The sequence below is a fragment of the Streptomyces sp. NPDC007905 genome, assembly GCF_042959345.1.
GTDB lineage: Bacteria > Actinomycetota > Actinomycetes > Streptomycetales > Streptomycetaceae > Streptomyces.
Genome location: NZ_JBIBKS010000005.1, coordinates 25,630 through 51,567 on the forward strand (window position 1 = coordinate 25,630; position 25,938 = coordinate 51,567).

At 71.3% G+C, this 25,938-nt stretch carries 27 protein-coding genes and 2 pseudogenes; 20 read left to right on the plus strand and 9 right to left on the minus strand.

All coding sequences use genetic code 11. The features are described 5' to 3' along the window. Positions 1 to 52: 52 nt before the first annotated feature. Complete coding sequence (locus tag ACFZDC_RS10615; protein ID WP_391322257.1) at positions 53 to 223, plus strand: hypothetical protein; 171 nt, start codon at positions 53 to 55, stop codon at positions 221 to 223. Between the two features lie 30 nt (positions 224 to 253). Here the strand turns inward: ACFZDC_RS10615 and ACFZDC_RS10620 are convergent, their stop codons facing one another. After that, positions 254 to 808: a hypothetical protein gene (locus tag ACFZDC_RS10620; protein WP_391322259.1), complete on the minus strand. Its 555-nt coding sequence runs from the start codon at positions 806 to 808 to the stop codon at positions 254 to 256. Between the two features lie 113 nt (positions 809 to 921). Here ACFZDC_RS10620 and tsaB point away from each other — a divergent pair, with 113 nt between their 5' ends. From tsaB to ACFZDC_RS10640, 4 genes are read left to right on the plus strand one after another with little or no spacing between them, the layout of a single operon-like run. Then, positions 922 to 1,578, plus strand: a complete 657-nt coding sequence (gene tsaB / locus ACFZDC_RS10625; RefSeq protein ID WP_391322261.1) for a tRNA (adenosine(37)-N6)-threonylcarbamoyltransferase complex dimerization subunit type 1 TsaB — start codon at positions 922 to 924, stop codon at positions 1,576 to 1,578. After that, positions 1,575 to 2,105 carry a ribosomal protein S18-alanine N-acetyltransferase gene (gene rimI / locus ACFZDC_RS10630; RefSeq protein WP_391322263.1) on the plus strand — a complete coding sequence of 177 codons (531 nt, stop codon included), beginning with the start codon at positions 1,575 to 1,577 and terminating at the stop codon, positions 2,103 to 2,105. Before tsaB ends, rimI begins: the two co-directional genes overlap by 4 nt. Beyond that, entirely contained in the window at positions 2,098 to 3,183 is a 1,086-nt protein-coding gene (tsaD, locus tag ACFZDC_RS10635) for a tRNA (adenosine(37)-N6)-threonylcarbamoyltransferase complex transferase subunit TsaD (protein ID WP_391322265.1), read from the plus strand. The genes rimI and tsaD overlap by 8 nt, the downstream gene beginning before the upstream one ends. Further along, on the plus strand, positions 3,180 to 3,449 hold the full coding sequence (locus ACFZDC_RS10640; protein WP_391322267.1) for a hypothetical protein: 270 nt from the start codon (positions 3,180 to 3,182) through the stop codon (positions 3,447 to 3,449). The genes tsaD and ACFZDC_RS10640 overlap by 4 nt, the downstream gene beginning before the upstream one ends. A gap of 186 nt (positions 3,450 to 3,635) precedes the next feature. Here ACFZDC_RS10640 and ACFZDC_RS10645 read toward each other — a convergent pair whose 3' ends face one another. Beyond that, entirely contained in the window at positions 3,636 to 4,514 is an 879-nt protein-coding gene (locus tag ACFZDC_RS10645) for a hypothetical protein (protein ID WP_391322269.1), read from the minus strand. A 391-nt stretch (positions 4,515 to 4,905) separates the two neighbouring features. On the opposite strand from ACFZDC_RS10645, the pseudogene ACFZDC_RS10650 reads away from it, so the two are divergent. The 5 genes and pseudogenes from ACFZDC_RS10650 to ACFZDC_RS10670 all read left to right on the plus strand — a co-directional run. Then, positions 4,906 to 5,034, plus strand: a pseudogene (locus ACFZDC_RS10650) (endo-1,4-beta-xylanase); the annotation flags it as partial. 79 nt (positions 5,035 to 5,113) lie between these two features. Beyond that, positions 5,114 to 5,440: pseudogene (locus ACFZDC_RS10655) on the plus strand (LytR family transcriptional regulator); the annotation flags it as partial. Between the two features lie 72 nt (positions 5,441 to 5,512). After that, positions 5,513 to 6,883, plus strand: a complete 1,371-nt coding sequence (locus ACFZDC_RS10660; protein WP_391322271.1) for an FG-GAP-like repeat-containing protein — start codon at positions 5,513 to 5,515, stop codon at positions 6,881 to 6,883. A gap of 110 nt (positions 6,884 to 6,993) precedes the next feature. Beyond that, positions 6,994 to 7,350: a YciI family protein gene (locus ACFZDC_RS10665; protein ID WP_391322272.1), complete on the plus strand. Its 357-nt coding sequence runs from the start codon at positions 6,994 to 6,996 to the stop codon at positions 7,348 to 7,350. Positions 7,351 to 7,395: 45 nt separating this feature from the next. Continuing rightward, positions 7,396 to 8,655 (plus strand): sigma-70 family RNA polymerase sigma factor, encoded by a 1,260-nt coding sequence (locus tag ACFZDC_RS10670; RefSeq protein ID WP_391322273.1) that lies wholly within the window; start codon positions 7,396 to 7,398, stop codon positions 8,653 to 8,655. A 174-nt stretch (positions 8,656 to 8,829) separates the two neighbouring features. Here ACFZDC_RS10670 and ACFZDC_RS10675 read toward each other — a convergent pair whose 3' ends face one another. Beyond that, positions 8,830 to 10,005, minus strand: a complete 1,176-nt coding sequence (locus ACFZDC_RS10675) for a methyltransferase domain-containing protein (protein WP_391322275.1) — start codon at positions 10,003 to 10,005, stop codon at positions 8,830 to 8,832. Between the two features lie 91 nt (positions 10,006 to 10,096). Here ACFZDC_RS10675 and ACFZDC_RS10680 point away from each other — a divergent pair, with 91 nt between their 5' ends. From ACFZDC_RS10680 to ACFZDC_RS10700, 5 genes are all read left to right on the plus strand, one after another. Continuing rightward, positions 10,097 to 11,029, plus strand: a complete 933-nt coding sequence (locus tag ACFZDC_RS10680; protein ID WP_391322276.1) for a polysaccharide deacetylase family protein — start codon at positions 10,097 to 10,099, stop codon at positions 11,027 to 11,029. Positions 11,030 to 11,220: 191 nt separating this feature from the next. Further along, positions 11,221 to 12,027: a polysaccharide deacetylase family protein gene (locus tag ACFZDC_RS10685; RefSeq protein WP_391322278.1), complete on the plus strand. Its 807-nt coding sequence runs from the start codon at positions 11,221 to 11,223 to the stop codon at positions 12,025 to 12,027. A gap of 358 nt (positions 12,028 to 12,385) precedes the next feature. Continuing rightward, the gene (groES, locus tag ACFZDC_RS10690) at positions 12,386 to 12,694 is read left to right on the plus strand and encodes a co-chaperone GroES (RefSeq protein WP_057584642.1); all 309 of its coding nucleotides are present in this window, start codon (positions 12,386 to 12,388) and stop codon (positions 12,692 to 12,694) included. Positions 12,695 to 12,814: 120 nt separating this feature from the next. Then, complete coding sequence (gene groL / locus ACFZDC_RS10695) at positions 12,815 to 14,443, plus strand: chaperonin GroEL (RefSeq protein WP_391322280.1); 1,629 nt, start codon at positions 12,815 to 12,817, stop codon at positions 14,441 to 14,443. A gap of 240 nt (positions 14,444 to 14,683) precedes the next feature. Then, entirely contained in the window at positions 14,684 to 15,025 is a 342-nt protein-coding gene (locus tag ACFZDC_RS10700; RefSeq protein ID WP_391322281.1) for a hypothetical protein, read from the plus strand. Between the two features lie 262 nt (positions 15,026 to 15,287). On the opposite strand, the gene ACFZDC_RS10705 is transcribed toward ACFZDC_RS10700, so the two are convergent. The 5 genes from ACFZDC_RS10705 to ACFZDC_RS10725 all read right to left on the minus strand — a co-directional run bounded on the left by ACFZDC_RS10705 (position 15,288) and on the right by ACFZDC_RS10725 (position 19,067). Further along, positions 15,288 to 15,785 (minus strand): DUF3293 domain-containing protein, encoded by a 498-nt coding sequence (locus ACFZDC_RS10705; protein WP_391322283.1) that lies wholly within the window; start codon positions 15,783 to 15,785, stop codon positions 15,288 to 15,290. A 468-nt stretch (positions 15,786 to 16,253) separates the two neighbouring features. Next, positions 16,254 to 16,469, minus strand: a complete 216-nt coding sequence (locus tag ACFZDC_RS10710) for a hypothetical protein (protein ID WP_391322285.1) — start codon at positions 16,467 to 16,469, stop codon at positions 16,254 to 16,256. A gap of 320 nt (positions 16,470 to 16,789) precedes the next feature. Continuing rightward, complete coding sequence (locus tag ACFZDC_RS10715) at positions 16,790 to 17,497, minus strand: ester cyclase (RefSeq protein WP_391322287.1); 708 nt, start codon at positions 17,495 to 17,497, stop codon at positions 16,790 to 16,792. 74 nt (positions 17,498 to 17,571) lie between these two features. After that, positions 17,572 to 18,345 (minus strand): SDR family NAD(P)-dependent oxidoreductase, encoded by a 774-nt coding sequence (locus ACFZDC_RS10720; protein WP_391322289.1) that lies wholly within the window; start codon positions 18,343 to 18,345, stop codon positions 17,572 to 17,574. A 53-nt stretch (positions 18,346 to 18,398) separates the two neighbouring features. Next, entirely contained in the window at positions 18,399 to 19,067 is a 669-nt protein-coding gene (locus tag ACFZDC_RS10725; RefSeq protein ID WP_391322290.1) for an MOSC domain-containing protein, read from the minus strand. A gap of 80 nt (positions 19,068 to 19,147) precedes the next feature. Between ACFZDC_RS10725 and ACFZDC_RS10730 the strand changes: the two genes are divergently transcribed. Further along, complete coding sequence (locus tag ACFZDC_RS10730; protein ID WP_391322292.1) at positions 19,148 to 20,047, plus strand: LysR substrate-binding domain-containing protein; 900 nt, start codon at positions 19,148 to 19,150, stop codon at positions 20,045 to 20,047. 91 nt (positions 20,048 to 20,138) lie between these two features. On the opposite strand, the gene ACFZDC_RS10735 is transcribed toward ACFZDC_RS10730, so the two are convergent. After that, the gene (locus ACFZDC_RS10735; RefSeq protein ID WP_391322294.1) at positions 20,139 to 20,468 is read right to left on the minus strand and encodes a WhiB family transcriptional regulator; all 330 of its coding nucleotides are present in this window, start codon (positions 20,466 to 20,468) and stop codon (positions 20,139 to 20,141) included. A 381-nt stretch (positions 20,469 to 20,849) separates the two neighbouring features. Here ACFZDC_RS10735 and ACFZDC_RS10740 point away from each other — a divergent pair, with 381 nt between their 5' ends. The 4 genes from ACFZDC_RS10740 to ACFZDC_RS10755 all read left to right on the plus strand — a co-directional run bounded on the left by ACFZDC_RS10740 (position 20,850) and on the right by ACFZDC_RS10755 (position 25,739). Continuing rightward, complete coding sequence (locus tag ACFZDC_RS10740; RefSeq protein ID WP_003948568.1) at positions 20,850 to 21,461, plus strand: response regulator transcription factor; 612 nt, start codon at positions 20,850 to 20,852, stop codon at positions 21,459 to 21,461. A 784-nt stretch (positions 21,462 to 22,245) separates the two neighbouring features. Next, the gene (locus ACFZDC_RS10745) at positions 22,246 to 22,833 is read left to right on the plus strand and encodes an RNA polymerase sigma factor ShbA (RefSeq protein WP_391322296.1); all 588 of its coding nucleotides are present in this window, start codon (positions 22,246 to 22,248) and stop codon (positions 22,831 to 22,833) included. A gap of 160 nt (positions 22,834 to 22,993) precedes the next feature. Next, positions 22,994 to 24,499, plus strand: a complete 1,506-nt coding sequence (guaB, locus tag ACFZDC_RS10750; protein ID WP_391322298.1) for an IMP dehydrogenase — start codon at positions 22,994 to 22,996, stop codon at positions 24,497 to 24,499. Between the two features lie 115 nt (positions 24,500 to 24,614). After that, positions 24,615 to 25,739 carry a GuaB3 family IMP dehydrogenase-related protein gene (locus ACFZDC_RS10755; RefSeq protein WP_391322300.1) on the plus strand — a complete coding sequence of 375 codons (1,125 nt, stop codon included), beginning with the start codon at positions 24,615 to 24,617 and terminating at the stop codon, positions 25,737 to 25,739. Positions 25,740 to 25,938 lie beyond the last annotated feature (199 nt).

Sequence of the window (25,938 nt, forward strand, 5' to 3'; positions counted from 1 at the left end):
CGTGGTTAGGTGTGCCTAACCACGCCCCGCCCCCGCACTTCAGGAGGCGACTATGCCCACTTCTCGACCCACGGTGCCGGCCGGCCTGCCGGTGCTCACCGGGTTGTCCATGCGCGATCTGCTGGCGTCGTGCGCGGCCGCGGACGTGATCTCCACACCACCGCGCGACCCCGAACCGGCCAGGCCGGAGCCACCGGCGCGCGCGCACCGCGAGGCCGCGTAGCGCAGGCCCAGGGCCTGTTGCGAAACGGCCCTAGCGGATCACCACGACCGGTACGCCGACCGTGGCGAACTTCCACATCGCGTCTCCGTCCTCGCGCCGCTCCCGGATGCCGCCCGTCTTCACCTCGGTGGTGGTGTCCGAGCCGGCCCCCGCCGCGGCGCTGAAGCCGATGGCCACCCCGTCCACGCTGGTGAAACGGACGACGTGCTCGATGGGGGTGCCGTCCGTCCCGGTGGCCGTGTTGGAGCGGGACGTGACCCAGTAGGTGCCGACCGGCGGGTCGACGGTGCCGGGGTGCACCCCGAAACCGCGCTGCACCCGGTTGCTCGCGTCGACCAGCCAGACCCGGTCGTCGTCCACCGAGTACACCACCCGTTCACCCGTACCGGAGCCGCTCGGCAGGGCCCCCGGATTGCCCCGGTCGCGCGGTGCCTTGCTCGCGGCGACCGAGGGCGACGCGTTCGCGCCGGGCCTGCCGCCCAGGCCCGGCGGGACGGTCGCCGATGCCTGGTAGGCGAGGAATCCCACGGTACCGACGGCCGCGGCGGTGAGGCCGGCCACGACCCCGGAGCTGGTCCCTGCCACGTGCGTCCACCTCTGCTTCGGGTCATATGTCGTACTTCGTACAGACCGTAGCAGTCGGTGACCGTCCCTCCCGGACGGCCATGCACGAGCGTCGGGCGCCGTAGGCTGTTCGCGTGCTCTTGCTCGCTCTGGATACCGCCACCCCCTCCGTCACCGTCGCGCTGCACGACGGCACGGACGTCATCGCCTCGTCGAGTCAGGTGGACGCGCGCCGGCACGGAGAGCTGCTGCTGCCGGCCGTCGACCGTGTGCTCGCCGAGGCAGGACTCAAGCTGGAGGCCGTCACCGGGATCGTCGTCGGCATCGGCCCCGGCCCCTACACCGGCCTGCGCGTCGGCCTGATGACCGCCGACACCTTCGGCCTCGCGCTCGGTGTCCCGGTGCACGGCGTGTGCACGCTGGACGGCCTCGCCTACGCCGCCGACATCGAGAAGGGCCCCTTCGTCGTGGCGACCGACGCCCGGCGCAAGGAGGTCTACTGGGCGAAGTACGCCGACTCGCGCACCCGCCTGACCGACCCGGCCGTCCACCGCCCCGCCGACATCGCCGAGCAGGTCGCCGGCCTCCCCGCGGTCGGTGCGGGCGCGCTGCTCTACCCCGACACGTTCCCGAGCGCCCACGAGCCGGAGCACGTGTCCGCCGCCGCCCTCGCCTCGCTGGCCGCCGAGAAACTGGCCGCCGGCGAGGAACTGCCGGCGCCGCGCCCGCTGTACCTGCGCCGTCCCGACGCCCAGGTCCCCAAGAACTACAAGGTGGTCACCCCCAAGTGACGGAACCGGCAACCCCCCGACTGCGCGAGATGCGCTGGTGGGACATCGACCCGGTCCTGGAGCTGGAGAGGGACCTCTTCCCCGAGGACGCCTGGTCCCGGGGCATGTTCTGGTCCGAGCTGGCCCACGCCCGGGGCCCCGGGGCGACCCGGCGCTACGTCGTGGCCGAGGACGACGACCGGATCGTCGGGTACGCGGGTCTCACCGCCTCCGGCGACCTCGGCGACGTCCAGACCATCGCCGTCGCCCGCGACCACCAGGGCACCGGCCTCGGCGGCCGGCTGCTCACCGAACTGCTGAAGGCGGCCACCGCCTTCGAGTGCGCCGAGGTCATGCTCGAGTGCCGGGTCGACAACGTGCGCGCCCAGAAGCTCTACGAGCGCTTCGGCTTCGTGCCGATCGGCTTCAGACGCGGTTACTACCAGCCGGGGAACGTGGACGCCCTGGTGATGCGCCTGACCACAGCATCCGACAGCGGCCCCGCCGCGGATTCTTCCTCAGTACAAGGAACCGAGATCAATGGCTGACGAACCTCTCGTCCTCGGCATCGAGACCTCCTGCGACGAGACCGGCGTCGGCATCGTCCGCGGCACCACCCTGCTGGCGGACGCCGTCGCCTCCAGCGTCGACGAGCACGCCCGCTTCGGTGGCGTCGTACCCGAGGTGGCCTCCCGGGCCCACCTGGAGGCGATGATCCCCACCATCGAGCGCGCCCTGAAGGAGGCGGGGATCTCCGCGAGGGACCTCGACGGCGTCGCGGTCACCGCGGGACCCGGCCTCGCCGGCGCCCTGCTGGTCGGCGTCTCGGCGGCCAAGGCGTACGCCTACGCGCTCGGCAAGCCCCTGTACGGCGTCAACCACCTCGCCTCCCACATCTGTGTGGACCAGCTGGAGCACGGCCCGCTGCCCGAGCCGACCATGGCCCTGCTGGTTTCCGGCGGCCACTCCTCCCTGCTCCTGTCCGAGGACATCACCTCCGACGTCCGGCCGATGGGCTCGACCATCGACGACGCGGCCGGCGAGGCCTTCGACAAGATCGCCCGAGTGCTCGACCTGGGCTTCCCCGGCGGCCCCGTCATCGACCGCTACGCGCGCGAGGGCGACCCGGCGGCGATCGCCTTCCCGCGCGGCCTGACCGGCCCGCGCGACCCCGCGTACGACTTCTCCTTCTCCGGCCTGAAGACGGCCGTGGCCCGCTGGATCGAGGCCAAGCGGGCGGCGGGCGAGGAGGTGCCGGTGCGGGACGTCGCCGCCTCCTTCCAGGAGGCCGTGGTGGACGTGCTGACCCGCAAGGCGGTCCGCGCCTGCAAGGACCAGGGCGTCGACCACCTGATGATCGGTGGCGGCGTCGCCGCCAACTCCCGTCTGCGCGCCCTCGCCCAGGAGCGCTGCGAGGCAGCCGGCATCCGGCTGCGCGTCCCGCGCCCCAAGCTGTGCACGGACAACGGCGCGATGGTCGCGGCCCTCGGCGCCGAGATGATCGCCCGCAACCGGGCCGCCTCCAGCTGGGACCTGTCCGCCGACTCCTCCCTGCCGGTGACCGACCCGCACGTCCCGGGCCACGACCATGTGCACGAGGTCAGCAAGGAGAACCTGTACCCGTGACCGTCGCGCTGATGTGGGAGGCCCGGGCCGCCGAGGGCCGGGGCGGGGAGCTGCTGGCCTGGGCCCGCGCCCAGCGGCTCGGCGCGCGGCCACTGCGCCGCGAGACCTTCCGCGCTCCGCAGGACCGGGTGCTGGTCATCACGTGGTGGGACGCGCCCTACGACGCCGAACTGCCGGAACTGCCCGAGCCCGACGGGCCGTTGGTGACGCGGGCGGTGCACCGGTGGCGGTTCGAGTCGGTGGACGGGGAGCAGCCGGACGGCTGAGTGGTGCGCGAACCCGTTCACCGGCTATGAACATCTCACGCGAACGGCCGGAACACCGGTTTGGACGCAGTGCGTTGGTGGTCCAAGGAAAGACGTCCCGCTTCCTGCGGGGAGATGCAGGTGCAAGGCCTGCCCGGCGCTCCACAGGCACCCCGCTCCCGGTTCCCCGGGGGCGGGGTGTTCCCGTCAGGGGCGGCTGGCGTTCTGCGGGCGGGCCGCCTCCGCCTCGGGGCCCTCGGTCTCCAGGCCGGGAGCGGAGGCCGTCCGCCGTTCCTGCAGGTGGGCGTACGCCATCAGGCCGAACAGGATCGCGAGCAGTACCGCCGACGAACCGGCCGTACCCAGGTCCAGGCCGCCCATGGCGACCGGCTTGGTGAGGAAGTCGCCCGCCGTGGCGCCCAGCGGGCGGGTCAGGACGAAGGCGATCCAGAAGAGCAGGACGTTCGGGACCGCCGGGACCTTCATCAGCGCGACCAGGACCAGCAGCACGCCGGTCACCAGCGCCGCGCCGCCCAGATAGCCGAGGCCGGAGCTGTCGGAGAGGAAGTCGCCCATCGAGGTGCCGAGCGTGTTGGAGACCAGGATGGCCGACCAGAACAGGGCCTCGCCCTTGAAGGAGACGATCTCGGTGATCTGGAAGGTCATCCCGCTCAGCTTCCAGCCGAGGAAGATCAGCAGCAGGATCGAGACCAGGATCGCCGCGCCTTCCGGGTAGCCGAGGCCGAGGCCCTGCGGGCCCCAGCCCAGCTTCGTGGCGCCGCCCGAGAGGTACTTGGCGCTGGCGTCCCGGTTCATGAAGTCGGACATCGTGGTGCCGGCCATGGAGGTCGACAGGATCACGGTCCAGTAGAAGAACGGGTTGTAGTGCGACGAGCGCAGCTGGACCACCAGCGTCACCACGAAGACCAGGAACAGGGCGATGGTGGTGAGGAAGTAGCCGAGCTTCAGCGTCTGCGCGAACAGGTCGCCCGCCGTCTCGCCCAGGGTCGTGGCGGCGACCTTCATGATCCAGAACGCCAGTGTGACCTCGGGCAGCTTCTTCATCACGGACTTCGTCGTCGTCAAGGGTGCTCCTGTCGGTTTGGGGGACCGTGATCAGACCCTGACAGCGGCAACCTGAACGCATCCTGAACGCATGGGTCCTGAGGTCTTGCGGAAGCGGCCTTTCTGTGGTTTCGCCGTGGCTCAATTCCGTTCCCTCGGTCACCGCCGCCACCTCCACCTCGCACCGCAGCAGCCGCTCGGGCCCCACGGCCCGCACCGGGCCCGTCAGCCGCAGCCTGGCCGTGTGCCGCACCTCGGCGCTCGACGGGCCCACCCGCAGTTCCAGGGACCCCGGCTCCACCACCCGCGCGCCCGTGCGGTCGGGTGCCCGGAGCCGCCCCCGCACTGCTCCGAAGCCGGTCGGTCATCCAACCGAAACTTTCGGGGACACCCGCGATGAGATCTCCGAGAAGCCAAGCTCACAGGCACCTACGGCGACCTCGCCGGGGCGCAGTTCGGCTCGCTCACCCCCGGCAACGCCATGAAGTGGGGCACGGTCGAGCTCACGCAGGGCACCTTCAACTGGAGCGAGGCCGACCAGGAACGCCACCTCCACCCGGTCGGGCACGGCGGTGTCGTGCGCGAACGCCTCGTACAACGGCTCGGTACCGGACGGCGGTCACGGCATAGGTGACGGCAGCGGCCTCGGCCGCATAGAGCTCCCGCAAAAGCTCGTCAAAGCCCTGCTGGAACAGATGGCGCAGACCAGCCTCCTCACCGATCCCACCAGGCTCTACCAGGTCGCCGACGCGGCCACCGCCGGCCTCGCCACGGACACCGGCCTGGACTCCCTGGGCGAGCTGATGGAGCTCGGCCAGAGCCTGAAGGGCCTCACGGCCGACCGGGTCAGGACGGTGATGATGCCGGTTGTCGCGGCGCCCTCCGACCACAACCGGGTGGTGGCGAAGGAACCGGCGGCGAGCGAACTGTGGGCGTCGCTGCGCTGAGCGGTACAACCATCGCGCGGGCACGAGAGTCAGCTTCGGTGATCGAATCGCCGTACATCAGGGGGCTTTCCGTTGTTCTCGCTGCGTTCGCACGCCCGTTGGGCGCTGCCGCTGACCCTGGGCCTGACCGCCGTCGGGCTCGCCGTCCCGACCGCGTCCGCGACGAAGACCGTCGCGCCCGTCCGTGACGACTTCAACGGCGACGGATACGCCGACCTGGCCGTCGGCGCCCCGAACGGGACGGTCGGCGGACAGTCCAGGGCGGGCTACGTCACCGTGATGTACGGCGGCCCGCACGGGCTGTCCACCGGCCACCGCACGATCATCAGCCGCGCCACGGCCGGCATTCCCGGCAGCCCGGCCAAGAACCAGGAGTTCGGCCTTCAGCTGTCCAAGGGCGACCTGGACGGCGACGGCTACGCGGACCTCGTCGTCGGCACCGGTTCCTCGTCCGCCGACGCGGCCGTGGTCTGGGGTGGCCCGCACGGGCCGGCCGGCGGCACGTCGATCCACGCCACCGACACCCAGACCGGCGACTTCGACGGCGACGGGCGTCTCGACCTCGCCGTGTTCCGCAGCGGCTTCGCCACCGGCGACGACCCGATCGGCACCACCGCCGCCCTCTGGAAGGGCCCGCTCAAGCGCACCGGCGCCCCGGCCGCGAAGACCCCGCTCGACCCCGACCACCTCCAGTACCTCGACGTCCACGACGGCGTCACCGGTGACCTCAACGGCGACGGCCGCACCGACCTGGCCCTGACCGCCTACTGCGGCGACGGCAGCCACTGCGTCCAGCTGTACGTCAGCGGCCCCTCCGGGCTCACCCGGGTCACCGACTTCCCCGGCGGAGACGGCACGGCCGCGATCGGCGACCTCAACGGCGACGGCTGCGACGACCTGGTCACCGCCTTCTCGGACGACGAGCGGATCACGGTGGCGTACGGCTCGCCCTCCGGGCTGGGCGGCCATGACACCTGGCAGACGTACACGCAGAACACCCCCGGCGTCCCCGGTGCCACGGAGGAGGGTGACAGGTTCGGCGCCTCGATCGCCGTCGGTGACATCACCGGTGACGGCATCGACGACGTTGCGGTCGGTGCGCCCGGCGAGAACACGTCCGAGGGCGTCGTCGACGTGCTGCGCGGCAGCGGCTCCGGGCTGACCGGCACCGGCGCCCAGGCCTTCACCCAGAACACCGCGGGGGTTCCCGGTACCGCCGAGCCGTACGACGCCTTCGGGTACACCGTCCAACTGCTCGACATCAACGGCAACGGACACGCCGACCTGGCCGCCGCCGCACCCTTCGAGGACGGCGGGAACGGCACGGTCTGGGTGCTGCGCGGACAGTCGTCGGGCCTGGTGACCGACGCGGCGCTCGCCTTCGGCGGGAAGGCCGTGGGGGCGCCGTACGCGAAGGCGGGGTTCGGGTTCGAGCTGAAGTAGTCCCGGACGCCGGAAAAAATTTCCGGTGGGCGTGTCGATCCGGGTGTCTCCTGTTCGACGCATGGGTGAGCGGCGGGGAAAGGCCCCGCCGCCCGACCGAAGGAGCCACCATGCCCCGTTACCTGTCGCTCGTGCGGATCGACGAGGCCGCCGCCCCCGCCGAAGGTCCCAGCGAGGAGCTGATGCAGCGGATGGGCGAGCTGATCGAGGAGATCACCAAGGCCGGGGTCATGCTCGACACCGCCGGTCTGACCCCCTCCGCCCAGGGCTCCCGGGTGCGCTGGGAGGGCGGGAAGATCTCCGTCACCGACGGGCCCTTCACCGAGTCCAAGGAGGTCGTCGGCGGCTACGCGATCATGCAGTGCAAGGACAAGGCCGAGGCCCTGGAGTGGACCAAGCGGTTCCTGCAGGTCCACGAGGAGTTCTGGACCGTCACCTGCGAGGTCCGGGAGATCGCGGAGGGCTGAGCCTTCCTTGGCGCACGGCCGCCGGGGGGTGTTGCATGGTGGGCTGTGGAACCACAGCCCACCGCGGCGCACGCGATCGAGACCGTCTTCCGCCTGGAGTCCCCGCGGGTCGTCGCCGGCGTCGCCCGGATCGTGCGGGACGTCGGCATCGCCGAGGAGCTGGCGCAGGACGCGCTGGTCGCGGCGCTGGAGCGGTGGCCCAGGGACGGTGTGCCCCACAACCCCGGCGCCTGGCTCATGGCCACCGCCCGGCACCGCGCCGTCGACCTGGTCCGGCGCCGCGAGACCTACGCCCGCAAGCTCACCGAGATCGGCCGGGACCTGGAGACGGTCGCCCCGCCCGAGGAGCCGGCCGATCCGGACGACATCGACGACGACCTGCTGCGGCTCGTCTTCACCACCTGCCATCCCGTGCTCTCCCCGGAAGCCCGCACCGCGCTCACCCTGCGGCTGCTCGGCGGCCTGACCACGGCCGAGATCGCCCGCGCCTACCTGGTCCCGGAGCCGACGATCGCCCAGCGCATCGTCCGTGCCAAGCGCACCCTGGCGACCCGGAACGTCGCCTTCGAGGTGCCGTACGGCCCCGACCGCGAGGCCCGCCTCGGCTCCGTCCTGGACGTCATCTACCTGATCTTCAACGAGGGGTACGCGGCCACCGCCGGTGACGACCTGCTGCGTCCCGGGCTGTGCGAGGACGCCCTGCGCCTGGCCCGTGTCCTGTCCTCCCTGATGCCCAAGGAGCCCGAGGTGCACGGGCTGACCGCGCTCCTGGAGTTCCAGGCCGCCCGCACCGCCGCCCGCACCGGGCCCGACGGCACCCCGGTGCTCCTGAAGGACCAGAACCGCCGCCGCTGGAACCGCATGCTCATCGCCCGCGGCATCCGGGCCCTCGCCCGCGCCGACGCCACCTCCCCCGGCGCCCCCGGCCCCTACGCCCTCCAGGCGGCCATCGCCGCCTGCCACGCGCACGCGTACTCCTACGAGGAGACCGACTGGCGGACCATCGCCACCCTGTACGGTCTGCTCGCGGCCCGCTCCCCGTCCCCGGTCGTCGAGCTGAACCGCGCCGTCGCCGTCTCGATGGCCGACGGCCCGGCAAAGGCACTGGAGCTGGTGGAGGCCCTGGCCGCCGAACCCACCCTGCGGGACTACCACCTGCTGCCCAGCGTCCGGGGCGACCTGCTGACACGGCTGGGACGCACGGCCGAGGCCCGCGAGGAGTTCACCCGGGCGGCGACGCTGACGCGCAACGAACGCGAGCGGCAGATGTTGCTGGGAAGAGTGGATTCCCTTCCTGCGCAGTGAGGGTTCACAGGTGCGCGGCCGCCACGCAACCGCGTGACACCTTCCGGGGGCGCGCCGGCACCACCGATGCTTCCGTCAGGGCGAGCTCACGGCCGCGGTTCCGGGCTCCGGCGCCCGCCCCGGCCCCGGCCCCGCCCCCGGCCCCGGCGCGGTGCGGTGCGGTGCGGACGACGGTCACCCGGTGGTCGGCCGCGCGGGGGAGCCGATCAGCATCGTCGGCGCCCCCGCGACCCGGGTGAGGAACACGGTGGCCGAGTTGGGTCCCTGCGGCTTGACCTTTCTGCGCAGTTCTTCCGGCTCCACCGCCGACCCGCGCTTCTTCACGGTCAGCGTGCCGATCTTCCGCTCGCGCAGCAGGGCCTTCAACTTCTTTACGTTGAAGGGGAGTTGGTCGGTGATCTCGTAGGCGGAGGCGTACGGCACGGGGCGCAGTTCGTCGGCGGTGACGTACGCGATGGTCTCGTCGACAAGCCCGCCGCCGACCTCCTCGGCCACCTCCGCGACCAGATGGGCCCGGATGACGGCGCCGTCCGGCTCGTACAAGTACCGTCCCACGGGCCTGACTCGGGGGTCGGGCAGCCCGCGGGAGAGCAGGGCGCGTGGTCCGGGCAGGAGGGTGGCCCGGAACAGACCCGGAGCGGTCCCGAACCAGAGCACCGCCTCCTTCACGTCCCCGCCGTCCGAGATCCATTCGGCCTCGGCCTGCGCGGGGATCGCCTCGTGCGGGATGCCGGGGGCGATCTTCAGGGCCGCGTGGGGTGCCCCGAGAGCCGTCTCGACCGCCCACGACAGGGGCGGCGAGTACGCCTCCGGGTCGAAGATCCTGCCCCGTCCGCCCCGCCGCGCGGGATCCACGAACACGGCGTCGTAGTCCTGCGTGCTCACCTCCGTGACGTCCGCCTCGCGCACCTCGATCAGCTCGGCGAGCCCCAGCGCCTCGGCGTTCGCCCGCGCCACGGCCGCCGTCAGCGGATCCCGGTCCACGGCCAGTACCCGGATCCCGGCCCGGGCCAGCGCGATCGCGTCACCGCCGATCCCGCAGCACAGGTCGGCGACCGAGGTCACCCCCAGCTCCTTCATCCGGCCCGCCCGGTACGCCGCCACGCTCGCCCGGGTCGACTGCTCGACCCCGTTCGGCGTGAAGAACATCCGCCGCGCGTCCTCGGCCCCGAACTTCGCCGCCGCCCGCTGCCGCAGCCGTGCCTGCCCGAGCGCCGCCGAGACCAGCTCGGCGGGGTGCTCGCGGCGCAGCCGGGTGGCGACGGCCAGCTCCTGTGCGGGGTCGGTGTCGCGGACCTCGTCGAGGAGGGCGCGGCCTTCGGGGGTGAGGAGGGGAGCGAGGTCGTTCACCGGGTCATTGTGGGCCAGTCGGTGGATGGTGCGCCTCCGGGCGGCGTTGTCGGACCGGGTTGGGGGCCGGGGCCTGCGAGGATCCGGCACCATGCGAGTCGTACTACAAAATGACAAATTTCGGGCACGACTTCAGAAGGTCGCCCTCCGCTGCGGGGTGGCCGCACTGGCCTCCGCCGCCGTCGTCTCCGGCTGTGCCGGCCCGGGCACGGACTCCGGCGCCAGGGGCGCCCCCGGCCGGCAACCCGGCCAGGGCGGCCCCGCCCGGACGGCGGACCCCCAGGCCCGCCGCGCCGCCGAACGCGAGCGCCTGGTCGCCGCGGCCAGGCACTGGGAACTGGACCAGGTGCCGCTCGCGCCCCCGGCTCCGCCGGCCACGAAGCCGAAGATCACCCCACGCGACGGCTTCGAGGTGGACGGCCAGGAGGAGGAGAACCTGCCGCCGGTCTTCACCACCGTCCCGACCAAGCAGAAGGTCGTCTTCCTCACCATCGACGACGGCGCCGAGAAGGACCCGGCCTTCCTGCGCATGATGAGCGACCTGAAGGTCCCCTACACGGCCTTCCTCAGCAACTACCTGGTCAAGGACGACTACGGCTACTTCCGCACGATGCAGTCCGAGGGCCACACCCTCAACAACCACACCCTGACCCACCCCTACCTGCCCGGTCTGTCCTACGAGGAGCAGAAGGACGAGATCTGCGGCATGCAGGCCATCATGAAGAAGCAGTTCGGCAAGGCGCCGACCGTCTTCCGCCCGCCCTACGGCAACTACAACGGCGACACCCTGCGCGCGGCCAAGACCTGCGGGATCAAGTACGCGCCGATCTGGGACGAGGAGGTCTTCGTCGACCACTGGGAGTACCGCGAGGACGACCGCAGCCTGCACCCCGGCGACATCGTGCTCACCCACTTCCGCGGCCGTGACGACTGGGACGGCACGATGGTCGACGACATGCGCCGGTTCCTGAACAAGGTCACGCGCGAGGGGTACGCCGTGGCACGCCTGGAGGACTACCTGTGAGGCGCGGGGGGCAGCCGGGGGGCGGCTCGGGGCGCAGGGGGGGCGCTTCGGCGCGTCCATGGCTCGCTTCGGGAGGCGTGCGCCGTGGTTCGGCACGTCCGCGGCTCGCTTCGGCGCGTCCTAGGGGCGGTTCGGCGCGTCCGCGGCTCGCTTCGGGAGGCGTGCGCGGTGGTTCGGGAGGGCGGGGAGGTGTGCGGGCCGGGCTGGCGGCCGTCCTGGCCTCGGCCCTCCTCCTCGCCGGCTGCGCCCAGTCCGTCGACCCCATCGAACGCCTGGGCAAGCGGGCGGCCCAGGGGGTACGGCCGTCGAGCCCGGCCGCACACCAGGCCTACCGCCGCTGGGGCCTGGCCGCCCCGCTCGCCGCGCCGCCCAGCCACCCGGTCCGGCCGCTGACGTCCCAGCGGCCGGACACCGCGCTGCCCCAGGTCGTGCACCACGTCGCCACCACCGACAAGGTCGTCTTCCTCACCTACGACGACGGCGCCGAGCGCGACCCGCGGTTCGTCGACATGGTCCGCGACCTCCATCTGCCGGTCAGCTTCTTCCTCACCAACAGCGTCGTGGGACCCGGGTACGGCCACTTCGCCCGCCTGCGCGCGGTGGGTGCCGGCATCGAGAACCACACCCTCGACCACCCGGCGATGCCCGGACTGCCGTTCGCCGGCCAGCGCGCCGAGATCTGCGGGCAGCAGGAGAAACTCAGGTCCCGCTTCGGCGTCCGCCCCCGCCTCTTCCGCCCGCCGTACGGCACGTACGACACCACGACCCTGCGCGCCGCCGCCGACTGCGGCATCTCCGCGCTCGTCCTGTGGCGCGCCGCCATGACCTCCGACGGCATCACCTACGCGAGGGGCGCAAGACGCCTGCTCCCGGGCGACATCGTCCTCGTCGGCCCCGACGAGGCCACCGGGCCGGCCCTCAAGGAGCGCACGCGCCGCTTGCTGCGCCGGGTACAGGCACAGGGACTGACGGTGGGGCGCCTCGAGGACTACCTCTGATCGACCTGACCGACAGTCCGCCCGGCGTTCCGTCAGTCCGGCGTGCCGTCCGTCCGGCGTTCGAGGGACGGGGACCGATCAGGGCCGCAGCAGGAGTCCGAGGGCAACAGCCCCGGCCAGAGGGCCGACTCGGAGCGCGCACCGGACTCCGCGCACCCGGATCCCGGCCGACGCGCCGCACGGAATTGGCACTCCGCTTGACCGAGTGCTAACCCCGGTCATAGTCTCGGCTTTGGCACTCCCCCCTGGAGAGTGCCAAACACGCGACGGGCAGGTCCGGCACCCGCGACGACGGATCCACCTGGTCGCCACCTCAGACAGTTAACCCCGTGAGATCTCCGAAGGGGGAGGTCGGATCGTGACGACCACCAGCTCCAAGGTTGCCATCAAGCCGCTCGAGGACCGCATCGTGGTCCAGCCGCTCGACGCCGAGCAGACCACCGCCTCTGGCCTGGTCATCCCGGACACCGCGAAGGAGAAGCCCCAGGAGGGCGCCGTCCTCGCCGTGGGCCCGGGTCGCTTCGAGAACGGCGAGCGCCTTCCGCTCGACGTCAAGGTCGGCGACGTCGTCCTGTACAGCAAGTACGGCGGCACCGAGGTGAAGTACAACGGCGAGGAGTTCCTCGTCCTCTCGGCTCGCGACGTCCTCGCGATCATCGAGAAGTAATCGCCTCGAGCACTCAGTTGCTCACAGCTGCGCCCCTGGCCCCCGCGACCACTCAAGAAGCCGGGCGCCCGGGGCGCAGTGCATTTTCCACCTACAGATTCCGAGAGGGCTCCCGCTGTCATGGCGAAGATCCTGAAGTTCGACGAGGACGCCCGTCGCGCCCTCGAGCGCGGCGTCAACAAGCTGGCCGACACGGTGAAGGTGACGATCGGCCCCAAGGGCCGCAACGTCGTCATCGACAAGAAGTTCGGCGCACCCACCATCACCAACGACGGTGTCACGATCGCCCGCGAGGTAGAGATCGACGACCCGTACGAGAACCTCGGCGCCCAGCTGGTGAAGGAGGTGGCGACCAAGACCAACGACGTCGCTGGTGACGGCACCACCACCGCCACGGTTCTCGCCCAGGCGCTGGTCCGCGAGGGCCTGAAGAACGTCGCCGCCGGTGCCTCCCCGGCCGCTCTGAAGAAGGGCATCGACGCCGCGGTCAAGGCCGTCTCCGACGACCTGCTCGCCTCGGCCCGCCCGATCGACGAGAAGTCCGACATCGCCGCCGTGGCCGCGCTGTCCGCCCAGGACCAGCAGGTCGGCGAGCTGATCGCCGAGGCGATGGACAAGGTCGGCAAGGACGGTGTCATCACCGTCGAGGAGTCCAACACCTTCGGTCTGGAGCTGGACTTCACCGAGGGCATGGCCTTCGACAAGGGCTACCTGTCTCCGTACTTCGTGACGGACCAGGAGCGCATGGAGGCCGTCCTCGACGACCCGTACATCCTCATCAACCAGGGCAAGATCAGCTCCATCCAGGACCTGCTGCCGCTGCTGGAGAAGATCATCCAGTCGGGCGCCTCCAAGCCGCTGCTGATCATCGCCGAGGACGTCGAGGGCGAGGCCCTGTCGACCCTGGTCGTCAACAAGATCCGCGGCACCTTCAACGCCGTCGCGGTGAAGGCCCCCGGCTTCGGCGACCGCCGCAAGGCGATGCTGCAGGACATCGCCGTCCTCACCGGCGGCACCGTGGTCTCCGAGGAGGTCGGCCTCAAGCTCGACCAGGTCGGTCTGGACGTGCTCGGCTCCGCCCGCCGCGTCACCGTCACCAAGGACGACACCACGATCGTCGACGGCGGCGGCAAGTCCGAGGAGGTGCAGGGCCGCATCGCGCAGATCAAGGCCGAGATCGAGAACACCGACTCCGACTGGGACCGCGAGAAGCTCCAGGAGCGCCTCGCGAAGCTGGCCGGCGGCGTGTGCGTGATCAAGGTCGGCGCCGCCACCGAGGTCGAGCTCAAGGAGAAGAAGCACCGTCTGGAGGACGCCATCTCCGCGACCCGTGCCGCGGTCGAGGAGGGCATCGTCTCCGGTGGTGGCTCCGCGCTGGTCCACGCCGTCAAGGTCCTCGAGGGCAACCTCGACAAGACCGGCGACGAGGCCACGGGTGTCTCGGTCGTCCGCAAGGCCGCCGTCGAGCCGCTGCGCTGGATCGCCGAGAACGCCGGCCTCGAGGGCTACGTCATCGTCTCCAAGGTGGCCGAGCTCGAGAAGGGCAACGGCTACAACGCCGCCACCGGCGAGTACGGCGACCTGGTCAAGGCCGGCGTCATCGACCCGGTCAAGGTCACCCGCTCCGCCCTGGAGAACGCCGCCTCCATCGCCTCCCTGCTGCTCACGACCGAGACCCTGGTCGTCGAGAAGAAGGAAGAGGAGTCGGCCGAGGCGGGCCACGGCCACGGTCACGGCCACTCCCACTGAGCCTTGCGCTGAACGCAGCTGAACAGGCGGTGCCCAGTGCCCCTCGGGGTGCTGGGCACCGCCTGTTGTGTCGGGTGGGCGGGTTCACGTCTGCCGCGCCCGTTTCCGAGTACGGGTCGACGGTGGCTGGTCGCGCTCGCGCGCGGTGGCCGCTCGTCGCGTCAGCCTGGCGCCTGCTGGGGGAGCCTCACCGGACTCGTCTTCGGTGGCGTCCTGCACCGGTGGCCCACGCTGCGGATCGTGTTCGCCGAGTTCGACGCCGGTTGGGTACCCCATCTCGTGCAACGCCTGGACCACTACTTCCACCGGCACCACCGCTGGCTGAAGCTCGACGGGCGGATTCGCCGCCCACCATCCGAGTACATCGCCCGTGCCGTCCACTTCACCTTCCAGGACGACCCGACGGCCCTGCGGCTTGCGCTCCCTTCACAGACCAACCTCCTGTGGGCAAGCGACTTTCCGCACGCCGAGTCCACCTGGCCGGCCTCCAGGTCGCTCGGCTCGGCCGGCTCCGAACTCCTGTCGGCGCGGTTGTACGACGAGTTCTTCTCGGCTCGGACACTTTCCCTGTACGGCATCTGAGGTGACGCCGGCCGGGTAACGCACATCGTGACGTCAGCCCGTGCCCTCCACATAAGGGCATGCCAGACGCCGCAGCGGAGACGTCCTGTCCCACACGTGCCAGCGCGCACCGCACACCGGATCGGTCGCGTAGGTCACCTCGGCCGGAAAACCGTCGGCCCTGACCCGCTCGGCCGGTGGACCGGCGAGACGCCTGCCGCAGCTCGGACAGTGATCCGGCGTACGCATGGGATACATGCCCATGGCTCTCCTCCTGACTGCCTCAATGCCCGTCCGGGCCTGAGGACCGCCCCTTCCCGGACGCTGACCATCCACTGACCGTGGCCGCGTCGGAGTCGCACGCCAGGATCCGCCAGGCGTCGGGAGTCCAGGCGAAGATCGCGTCCTGACCGAAGCGGCGGCCCAGGTCCCGCGCGGCGGTATCGCTCAGGCCGACGACGGCCACGCTCTCCTCGCTGTGCCTGCCGCACACGTCACCGCCCACCGCGGACCACCAGCTGAGGCCGCGGCGGTGGACCTCGTCGAGCAACAAGGACTGGGCGCGGGCGTTGGCGTCGGCCGACGCCGTACAGCCCAGGGGGTTCCAGGCGGTGATCACATGGACGGTGGCGCCGCCGGCCACCTCCGGAAAGGAACCCTCGGCCGTGTCCGAAGGACGTGGTGCGATGTGAACGGTCCGGTCCGGGAACCGGATGTCGACGACCGCGGTCCGGTAGTGCTCCCAGTTGCGGGGGATGACGGCTGCGCCGATGGCGTGCACAAGGGCCTCCTGCGGAAAGAAGACCCCCTTGCAGGTCGTGCAGGGAGATCAAAACTTCAGCCCGGTCCGGCCACGCTCGACCGGTCGGTCAGGCCGCAAGATTTCATGATCGCGGCATCGAAGCAAGGGGTTCGTGAAGATCTTGCGGAAGATCGGCACGGGTGTCAGCTTCCCTTCGGCCGTGTGATCCGGCGCCAAGCCTTGGCTTGATGGACGGCATCACGCCCGGCGCGAAAAGCCGACGGGGGGGCGGCCGGCTCGCGCGAGGTGCGCGGGAAAGCGCAGATCACCGGGGCGCGGCAGTGCGCTACCGGGGTCCTTCGACTCCGGGAGGCCGTTCGTCATGCCCGTACCCTCCGAGACACGGCGAAACCGCGTCGGCCTGCCGGTCGTCGACCTCGCTGCCGCGCGGGAACTGTTCCGCACGGCCGAGTCGAGCGGCCTCGGCCGGCCGCGCGCCTCGGAAAATCACCGGCCAAGGGCGGAGCCAAGACGAACGCAGCCGCCAAGCGCGCACAGGCCCGATGGCCGCTCGGCCGCCGGACGCGTATAGGAGGCGAGCGCCGCGCTCAGCGTGCCGGTCGCCGCGAACTTGGCGTCCGCCTTCAGCAGGGCCTGCCAGCGCACCGACTGCTCCTCGGTCAGCCCCTTGAGGGCGTCCAGGAACAGCGCGTTCAGCGGCACGGCGGTGGCGCCGAACCGCTTCGCCAGTGCGTCGGCGACACCCGGCAGCTCCGCACCCTAGGGGGGCGACGGTCGGCCCTCCGCCCGGCTCCGGGGCCGCGGCGTCCGCCTCCGCCGCGCCGAGCAGTTCCAGGAACTCGTCGACCGACGCCAGCCTGTCCCGTACATCGGCGGACGTGGCCCGGAAGACAAGGGCGTCGAAGGCTGCCGAGATGGAGTCGGATCGGCCCGTGGCAGGCGAGAGCAGGACCATGCCCCCGCCCTGCCGCCAGGAAGCCCCCGCACCTCGGCAGGGCGCGGGGGCTTCCGCTGTGCGCCTCCTAGTTCTCCAGTGCGTCCAGCGCCCCCAACTGGCTCATCAGCCCGAGCCGGTCGTACTGCCACCAGCCCTCGCGGATCCTGCCGTCGGCGTCGAACCGGAAGATGGTCGTACCGGTCATCGACACCTGACGGCCGGTGTTGGGTATGCCCAGGAACTCGCCCTGCTGGATGCCGTACCAGCTCCAGCGGGTGCAAACCCGGTCCCCCTGGGTGATCTGGTCCTCGACCGTGAACGTGAAGCTGAAGGCGTCCCGCCACATCTCGATCTCGCGGCGCATGTTCTCCAGCCCGAGGTTGTCCTGCTCGTTGGCCGGATCGTGGTCGTGGTAGTTCTCCGCCATCAGGTCGTTCAGCGGTGGCAGCGGCCCTTCCAACCCGACCCTGTCGAAGAACCGGCGCGCCTGGGCCGCGTACAACTGGTCGTCGCGCACCACGTCCAGGTCCGTGAACGTCGGCATCTCGTCACACAGGGCGACCATGTCCCGGAAAATCCGGTCGGTCTCCGGCAGGTTCGAGTTCCGCACCGCCTCCTCGTACGACGGGAACTCCACGATCTCGACGACGTGGGTCGCGTCCGAGCGGTCCTTGCCGACCACCGCGTGCGTCGCCGTCCGCTTCCCCTTGGTCTGTTCGACCCACTGGTCCAGCAGCCGGTTCATCTCGTCGAGCCGGCTGGTCTTGCAGTCGATGAGCTGTACGAACGTCATGGCGCCGCCTCCCGGCCCCCTGGGTCCGGATCCGTCAGGCCCATTTTCCCACCGGAACGCGGCCGCCACCCGTCCTACTGGGGCCCGTACTTGCGCCCCGTCCTGGAGCTGACACCGCCCAGCAGCCCGCGCGGGGTGACCTTCACCAGTCCCATCAGCGCCTTGTACCGGGGGTCCGGGATGGACAGCGTCTTCCCGCGCGCGAGGTCGGCCAGGGCCGCCGAGACCAGCTTGTCCGCGTCCAGCCACATCCAGCCCGGGATGTTGTCCGTGCCCATCCCGGCCCGCTGGTGGAACTCGGTGCGCACGAAGCCGGGGCACAGCGCCATCAGCCGCACCCCGCTGCCGGCCAGGTCCTTGGCCGCGCCCTGGGTGAACTGCACGACCCAGGCCTTCGAGGCGCCGTACGTGCCACGCGGCACGAAGGCCGCCACGGAGGCGACGTTCACCACCCCGCCGCGCCCGCGTTCCCGCATCGCCTCGGACGCCGCCGACGTCAGCCGCAGCACCGCCTCGCAGTGCACCTTCAGCATCCGCAGCTCGTCGGCCATCGGCACTTCGAGGTAGCGGCCCTTGTTGCCGAAGCCGGCGTTGTTGACCAGCAGGTCGACCGGGTTCTTCCGGTCGCCGAGCCGGCCGGCCACCGCCTCGATACCCTCGTCCTCGGCGAGGTCGGCCGTCAGCACCTTTGCCTCGATGCCGTGGCGGTCGTGCAGCTCGGTCGCCTGCTCGCGCAGCCGTTTGGTGTCCCGCGCCACCAGGACGAGGTCATGCCCGTCAGCCGCCAGCCGCCGCGCGAACGCGGCACCGATTCCCGCGGTCGATCCCGTAATCAGAGCCGTTGTCATGGCCCAAGGTTAGTGACCCGGACCGACAGCGTCCGCTGCCCGATGACGGCGCCTCAGCGGGTCTGCGCGGCGGCGTACTTGCGGGCCGCGGCCAGCGTCTCGCCGTGCAGCGCGTCGCCCGCCACGAGCAGCCTCGGCAGCAGTTCCCGCTCGGTGGTGACCGCGCGGAACTGCAGCGCCGCCGTCACTGCGTGGTCCGGCCGGTGCACGATCTCGATCGGATCGCCCGCCCGTATCTCACCCGGTTCGATCACCCGCAGGTAGGCACCGGTCACGCCCTTCCGGGTGAACCTCTTCACCCATCCCCGCTCGCCCAAATGGCCCTGGAACGTCCGGCAGGGAATCCGCCCCGAGGTCACCTCCAGAACCAGCCCGGAGCCGATCCGCCAGCGCTCGCCGATCAGCGCCCCGGAGACGTCCAGACCCGCGGTCGTGAGGTTCTCGCCGAAGCAACCGTTGGTGAGCGGTCGGCCCAGTTCGCGCTCCCAGTCGTCGAGGTCCTCACGCGCGTAGGCGTACACCGCCTGGTCGTCGCCGCCGTGATGGCGCGTGTCGCACACCGCGTCCCCCGCGACGCCGCTCGCGCCGACCCCCTTGGGTCCGGGAGCCGCCACCCGCACCGCTTCCTCGACCGGCTGTTTGCCGATGCCCGTCACGCCCTCCGGCTGGTCCGTGTACGGCACCGGCCGCGGGCGGCCGAGATTGAGGGAGAGAAGCTTCATGCCCGCACCGTAGGGGACCGCACCTCAAAGCGTCGACGCAATATTCGGCGCCGGTCCCAAGCCGGGCTTATGCTCGGAGGGTGATCGAGGCCCGTCATCTCCGCGTCCTGCGCGCCGTCGCGACCACCGGCTCCTTCTCGGCGGCGGGCCGGGAGCTGGGCTGCACCCAGCCCGCCGTCAGCCAGCAGATGAAGGCCCTGGAAGCCTCTGTCGGCACCCCGCTGCTGGTGCGCACCGGCCGCGAGATGCGCCTCACCCAGGCCGGCGAGGCCCTCGTCCGGCACGCCTCCGGGATCCTCGCCGGGCTCACGGCCGCCGAGGAGGAGGTCGCCGCCATCGCGGGCCTGCGGGCCGGCCGGGTCCGGCTGGTCTCCTTCCCGAGCGGCAGCTCCACCCTGGTCCCCACCGCCCTGGCCGCCCTGCGCGCCGCCCACCCCGGCACCCGGGTCTTCCTGGAGGAGGCCGAACCCCCGAAGTCCGTCGAACTGCTGCGCGAGGGCGACTGCGACCTGGCCCTGGCCTTCCGCTACGAGGGCGCCGCGTTGGCCGAGGAGTGGGACGACCTGGTCGTACGGCCCCTGTTGATGGACCGTCTCGTGGCCCTCGTACCGGAACGGCACCCGCTCGCGAGCGGGGAGTCCGTCGCCATCGGCGAGCTGGCCCGGGAGCCCTGGATCGCGGGCTGCCCGCGCTGCCGGGGCCAGCTGGTGGAGGTGTGCGAGAGCGCCGGCTTCACGCCCCGCATCGACTTCGCCACCGACGACTATCCGGCGGTGGTCGGGCTGGTCGGCGCCGGTCTCGGGGTCGCCGTACTGCCGCAGCTCGCGGTGGAGTCGGTACGGCCGAGGGGAGTGCGCACGGTGGCGCTGGAACCGGTGGTGCGGCGCCAGATCGTCGCCCTCACCCTGCCCGACCTGGCACAGGTGCCGGCCGTGGCGGCGACGTTGGAGCAGCTGGCCCGGGCGGCCGGGCGCGCATAAGGGGTACGTCGGCAGAGTCACGGGCACGCGCATGGCGTGCCCGGTGGTGAAAATGGCTGCACCCGTGGGCCGTGGGTGCAGAAACGTTCCTTCAGCGGTGTGAGGCGGTGTCCCCGCTGGTGGTGGATGCCGCCACCAAGCGGTTGCGTGCCCGCCCCATCAACTCCTCACGCTCGTCCTCGGTCAGGCCGCCCCAGACGCCGTACGGCTCGCGCACAGCCAGCGCGTGCGCCGCGCATTCCGCACGGACCGGGCACCTCATGCAAACCTCCTTGGCCGAGTTCTCGCGAGCGCTCCGAGCCGCCCCGCGCTCGCCCTCCGGGTGAAAGAAGAGCGAGCTGTCCACGCCGCGGCAGGCAGCCAGCAGCTGCCAGTCCCACAGGTCCGCGTTCGGTCCGGGAAGGCGGGAGAAATCTGCCATTACGTGACCCCTTGTAGCCGTTCTGGGCGGATACGGTGCCGACGACCGTACATCTCCGGTCTAAGAAGATGAAAATATGACTCATTGCGAATCTAGCTCCAGACACCGAGAAACGGGAGCAAAAACGGCTAAATGGGGCACAGGTTGTGGTGAAAAGTTGGGGGTCCGTCGGCCATGTCTGCACCGTGTCGGCACCCTCACGTAGAGTGCCGAAGACGGCACGCAGCCCCGTAACTCTTTCGAGTGACCGTCGTTGAGAGTGCGGAGGCGGTTGAAAACACAAGTGCTCGGGCAGGCGTCCGAGACGGTCGACCGCACAGGTGACGATTCCGTACCAGCCTGGAGGCTCAAGGTGACGCGCATCAGCTGCGGAGGGCGGTCATGACATCCGTCCTCGTCTGCGACGACTCCCCGCTTGCCCGAGAGGCGCTCCGCCGCGCGGTCGCGACCGTGCCCGGCGTCGAGCGCGTGACGACGGCGGCCAACGGCGAGGAAGTCCTCCGCCGCTGGGGCGCCGACCGCTCCGACCTCATCCTGATGGACGTACGCATGCCCGGCCTGGGCGGCGTCGAGACCGTGCGCCGGCTGCTGTCCGCCGACCCGGGCGCGCGCATCATCATGCTGACGGTCGCCGAGGACCTGGACGGCGTGGCCCTCGCGGTCGCCGCCGGCGCCCGGGGCTACCTGCACAAGGACGCCTCGCGCGCGGAGCTGCGGGCCACCGTGACCCAGGCCCTCGCCGACCCGACCTGGCGTCTGGCCCCGCGCCGCCTCCGCTCGGCCGAGATGGGCGCCGCGCCCACGCTCACCGCGCGCGAGATCCAGGTACTGGAGGGCATGAGCCACGGCCGCTCCAACGCCGAGATCGGCCGCGAGCTGTTCCTCTCCGAGGACACCGTCAAGACCCACGCCCGCCGCCTGTTCAAGAAGCTCGGCGCCTCGGACCGGGCCCACGCGGTGGCCCTCGGCTTCCGCTGGGGACTGGTCCGGTAGCCAGTGCGCGTCCCTGCCGGGCAGGCGGGGCGATCCGGCCCCGGACATCCATTCCGGAGCCGGACGCCGATGCGCCTCCTCCGGCAGGAGCGGGCGGTTCGGGCGTCCAGCGCGCTCCCAGGCATGGGCGCGGGGTGCCTCACGCGGTGCCCTGGCAGCCTGCCGGGCTGGACGCGAAGCACCCCTCGTGTCGTCCTGGCCGCTCCCGGGGGCGCGGCACCTGGCTGCCTGCGGAAGCCGACATGAGGTGCTTTCGCGGGGCCGGCCCAGCCGCCCCGGGGAGGCCTGAGACAGGCCGCTCGCCGGTTCACCGCCCCGGGCGGGAACGTAACTGCTGCGTGCCGGTGCCAGGTCCGCCGCCGCGGAGGACCGGATCCTCCCTCGACGGGTCCGGGCCGCGCCTGGGCTTGTGCGGGACGCGCCACGGAACGGCGCGGACTGCGCGTACGGTCGTTCGCGGTGGTGGCCGCGTCGCGCGTCCGCCACCGGCGGCGATACCGCGGTCCCGGGCCGCTCGGCGGCGGCGTGCCGGGAGTGTGCGGCCCGCGTGTACGGCACCGTCATGTACCTCGGCAGGCGTCGCGCACGACGGGCCGCCGGACACCCGCTGCTCGTTTCGCCGCGGATGCCGCATCCTTGAGATGTGGAGTCTCTCGGGGACGAGTCGGTCGAGCGGAAGGGGAGGGCGCAGGGAATGAGTGCCGGCGCACCTGCTCATAACGCTTCGGTGCACAACCACGAGCACAATGCGACGGACCGGACGGCCACAGGGCACCATGGACCGATGCGCGACGACGAGGCGGGCACGGCCCATGGGGCGTTCGGTGCGCTCGTGCATCGTGCCGTCGAGGGGGACGAGCAGGCCACGCACGATCTGCTCGCGCATGTCCACCCCCTGGCGCTGCGCTACTGCCGCACCCGCCTGTCCCGGCTCCCCGGCGACGCGCGCCACTTCGTGGAGGACCTCGCCCAGGAGGTCTGCGTGGCGGTCCTGCTCGCCCTGCCGCGCTACCGCGACACCGGCCGCCCCTTCGAGGCCTTCGTCTTCGCCATCGCCTCGCACAAGGTCGCCGATCTGCAGCGCGCCGCGATGCGCCACCCCGGCTCCACGGCCGTCCCCTCGGACGAGATGCCGGAACGCCCCGACGACTCCCTCGGCCCCGAGGAGCGCGCCCTGCTCAGCAGCGATGCCGAGTGGGCCAAGAAGCTGCTGGCCAACCTGCCGGAGAACCAGCGCGAACTGCTCCTGCTGCGCATCGCCGTGGGCTTGACCGCGGAGGAGACGGGGCAGATGTTGGGAATGTCACCCGGCGCCGTACGGGTGGCCCAGCATCGGGCGCTGAGCCGTCTGCGCGCGCTCGCCGAGCAGTAACACCCTTGGGCGGAGCCCTCGCAGCTCCCTCTTCTGAACAGCTGCGCACTCGCTTCCGTACATACGAGGCCTGAAGCGACCCCGTACCGTGGAATTTGCTAGCGACGCTTCCCGTTAGCATGGACATCCGCACCGATCAAGGCCATTTGGGGAAGGTGTCATGACTGCAAACGTCGACGGAGTGCCCGGTAAATTCGCGACACTCGGGCTGACCTACGACGACGTGCTGCTGCTGCCGGGCGCATCCGAGGTGCTCCCCAACGCGGTCGACACCTCGTCCCGCATCTCCCGCAACGTCCGGGTCAACATCCCGCTGCTCTCGGCGGCGATGGACAAGGTGACCGAGTCCCGCATGGCGATCGCGATGGCCCGGCTGGGCGGCGTCGGCGTGCTGCACCGCAACCTCTCCGTCGAGGACCAGGTCAACCAGGTCGACCTGGTGAAGCGCTCCGAGTCCGGCATGGTCACCGACCCGATCACGGTGCACCCGGAGGCCACGCTCGCCGAGGCGGACGCCCTGTGCGCCAAGTTCCGCATCAGCGGTGTCCCGGTCACCGACCCGGCCGGCAAGCTGCTCGGCATCGTCACCAACCGCGACATGGCCTTCGAAAGCGACCGCACGCGCCAGGTGCGCGAGGTCATGACCCCGATGCCGCTGGTCACCGGCAAGGTCGGCATCTCCGGGCCCGAGGCCATGGAGCTGCTGCGCAAGCACAAGATCGAGAAGCTTCCGCTGGTCGACGACGAGGGCGTCCTCAAGGGCCTGATCACCGTCAAGGACTTCGTCAAGGCCGAGAAGTACCCGAACGCCGCCAAGGACGCCGAGGGCCGCCTGCTCGTCGGTGCCGCCGTCGGCGCCAGCCCCGAGGCGCTGGAGCGCGCCCAGGCGCTCGCCGAGGCCGGTGTGGACTTCCTGGTCGTCGACACCTCGCACGGCCACAACAGCAACGCCCTCAGCTGGATGTCGAAGATCAAGTCCAGCGTGAACGTCGACGTGATCGGCGGCAACGTCGCCACCCGCGACGGCGCCCAGGCGCTCATCGACGCCGGTGTCGACGGCATCAAGGTGGGCGTCGGCCCGGGCTCGATCTGCACCACCCGCGTGGTCGCCGGCATCGGAGTCCCGCAGGTCACCGCCATCTACGAGGCCGCCCTCGCCGCCCGTCCGGCAGGCATCCCGCTGATCGGCGACGGCGGTCTGCAGTACTCCGGCGACATCGGCAAGGCGCTCGCCGCCGGTGCCGACACGGTGATGCTGGGCAGTCTCCTCGCCGGCTGCGAGGAGTCGCCGGGCGAGCTGCTGTTCATCAACGGCAAGCAGTTCAAGTCGTACCGCGGCATGGGCTCGCTGGGGGCCATGCAGTCCCGCGGCCAGGGCAGGTCGTACTCGAAGGACCGCTACTTCCAGGCCGAGGTGGCGTCCGACGACAAGCTCGTGCCCGAGGGCGTCGAGGGCCAGGTGCCCTACCGCGGCCCGCTGTCCAACGTGCTGCACCAGCTCGTCGGCGGCCTGCGCCAGACCATGGGCTACGTGGGCGCCGCCACCATCGAGGAGATGGAATCCAAGGGCCGCTTCGTGCGGATCACCTCGGCGGGCCTCAAGGAGAGCCACCCGCACGACATCCAGATGACGGTCGAGGCCCCGAACTACAGCAACAAGAAGTGACGTACGCGCAGGCGTGACGGCAGCGAAAGGGCGGTCCCGGGGCATCCGGGGCCGCCCTTGTCGTACCCGTCGGCGATACTGGAAGACGCTGCACGCATCAGGGAAAGGCCAAGACGTGACTGAGATCGAGATCGGGCGCGGCAAGCGCGGCCGCCGGGCGTACGCCTTCGACGACATCGCCGTCGTCCCCAGCCGCCGTACGCGAGACCCGAAGGAGGTCTCGATCGCCTGGCAGATCGACGCCTACCGCTTCGAGCTGCCCTTCCTGGCCGCCCCCATGGACTCGGTCGTCTCCCCGGCCACCGCGATCCGCATCGGCGAGCTGGGCGGCCTGGGCGTCCTCAACCTCGAGGGCCTGTGGACGCGGCACGAGGACCCCCAGCCGCTGCTCGACGAGATCGCCGAGCTGCCCGCCGACCAGGCGACCCGGCGCCTCCAGGAGATCTACGCGGCGCCCGTCAAGGAAGAGCTGATCGGTGCCCGCATCAAGGAGGTGCGCGACTCCGGCGTGGTCACGGCGGCCGCGCTCTCCCCGCAGCGCACCGCCCAGTTCTCCAAGGCGGTCGTGGACGCGGGCGTGGACATCTTCGTCATCCGCGGTACGACGGTCTCCGCGGAGCACGTGTCGTCCTCGCACGAGCCGCTGAACCTGAAGCAGTTCATCTACGAGCTGGACGTCCCGGTGATCGTCGGCGGCTGCGCCACCTACACCGCCGCCCTGCACCTGATGCGCACCGGCGCGGCCGGCGTCCTGGTCGGCTTCGGCGGCGGCGCCGCGCACACCACGCGCAACGTGCTCGGCATCCAGGTCCCGATGGCCACCGCGGTCGCCGACGTGGCCGCGGCCCGCCGCGACTACATGGACGAGTCCGGCGGCCGGTACGTGCACGTGATCGCGGACGGCGGTGTCGGCTGGTCCGGCGACCTCCCGAAGGCGATCGCCTGCGGCGCCGACTCCGTGATGATGGGCTCCCCGCTGGCGCGCGCCACGGACGCGCCCGGCAAGGGCCACCACTGGGGCATGGAGGCGGTCAACGAGGAGCTGCCGCGCGGCAAGAAGGTCGACCTGGGCACGGTCGGCACGATCGAGGAGATCCTCACGGGTCCCTCTCACACGCCGGACGGCTCGATGAACTTCTTCGGCGCGCTGCGCCGGGCCATGGCCACGACCGGGTACAGCGAGCTGAAGGAGTTCCAGCGGGTCGAGGTCACGGTGGCGGACGCGCAGCACAAGCGGTAGTCCGTACGACGTGAGGGGGGGCGGTCGCCTGGCGGAGGTGACCGGCCCCCTTTCGCATGTCCGGCCGGGCCGGTGGGGGCGCATGGGGTGGTGCGGGGGCGTGCGGTGGTGCGGTGGTGCGGGGGCGTGCGGCTTCAGGGGAAATGCGGCCAGGGCGACGGGCCTGCGGGGGGTGCCGTCCGCCCCGCGTGCCACCAGA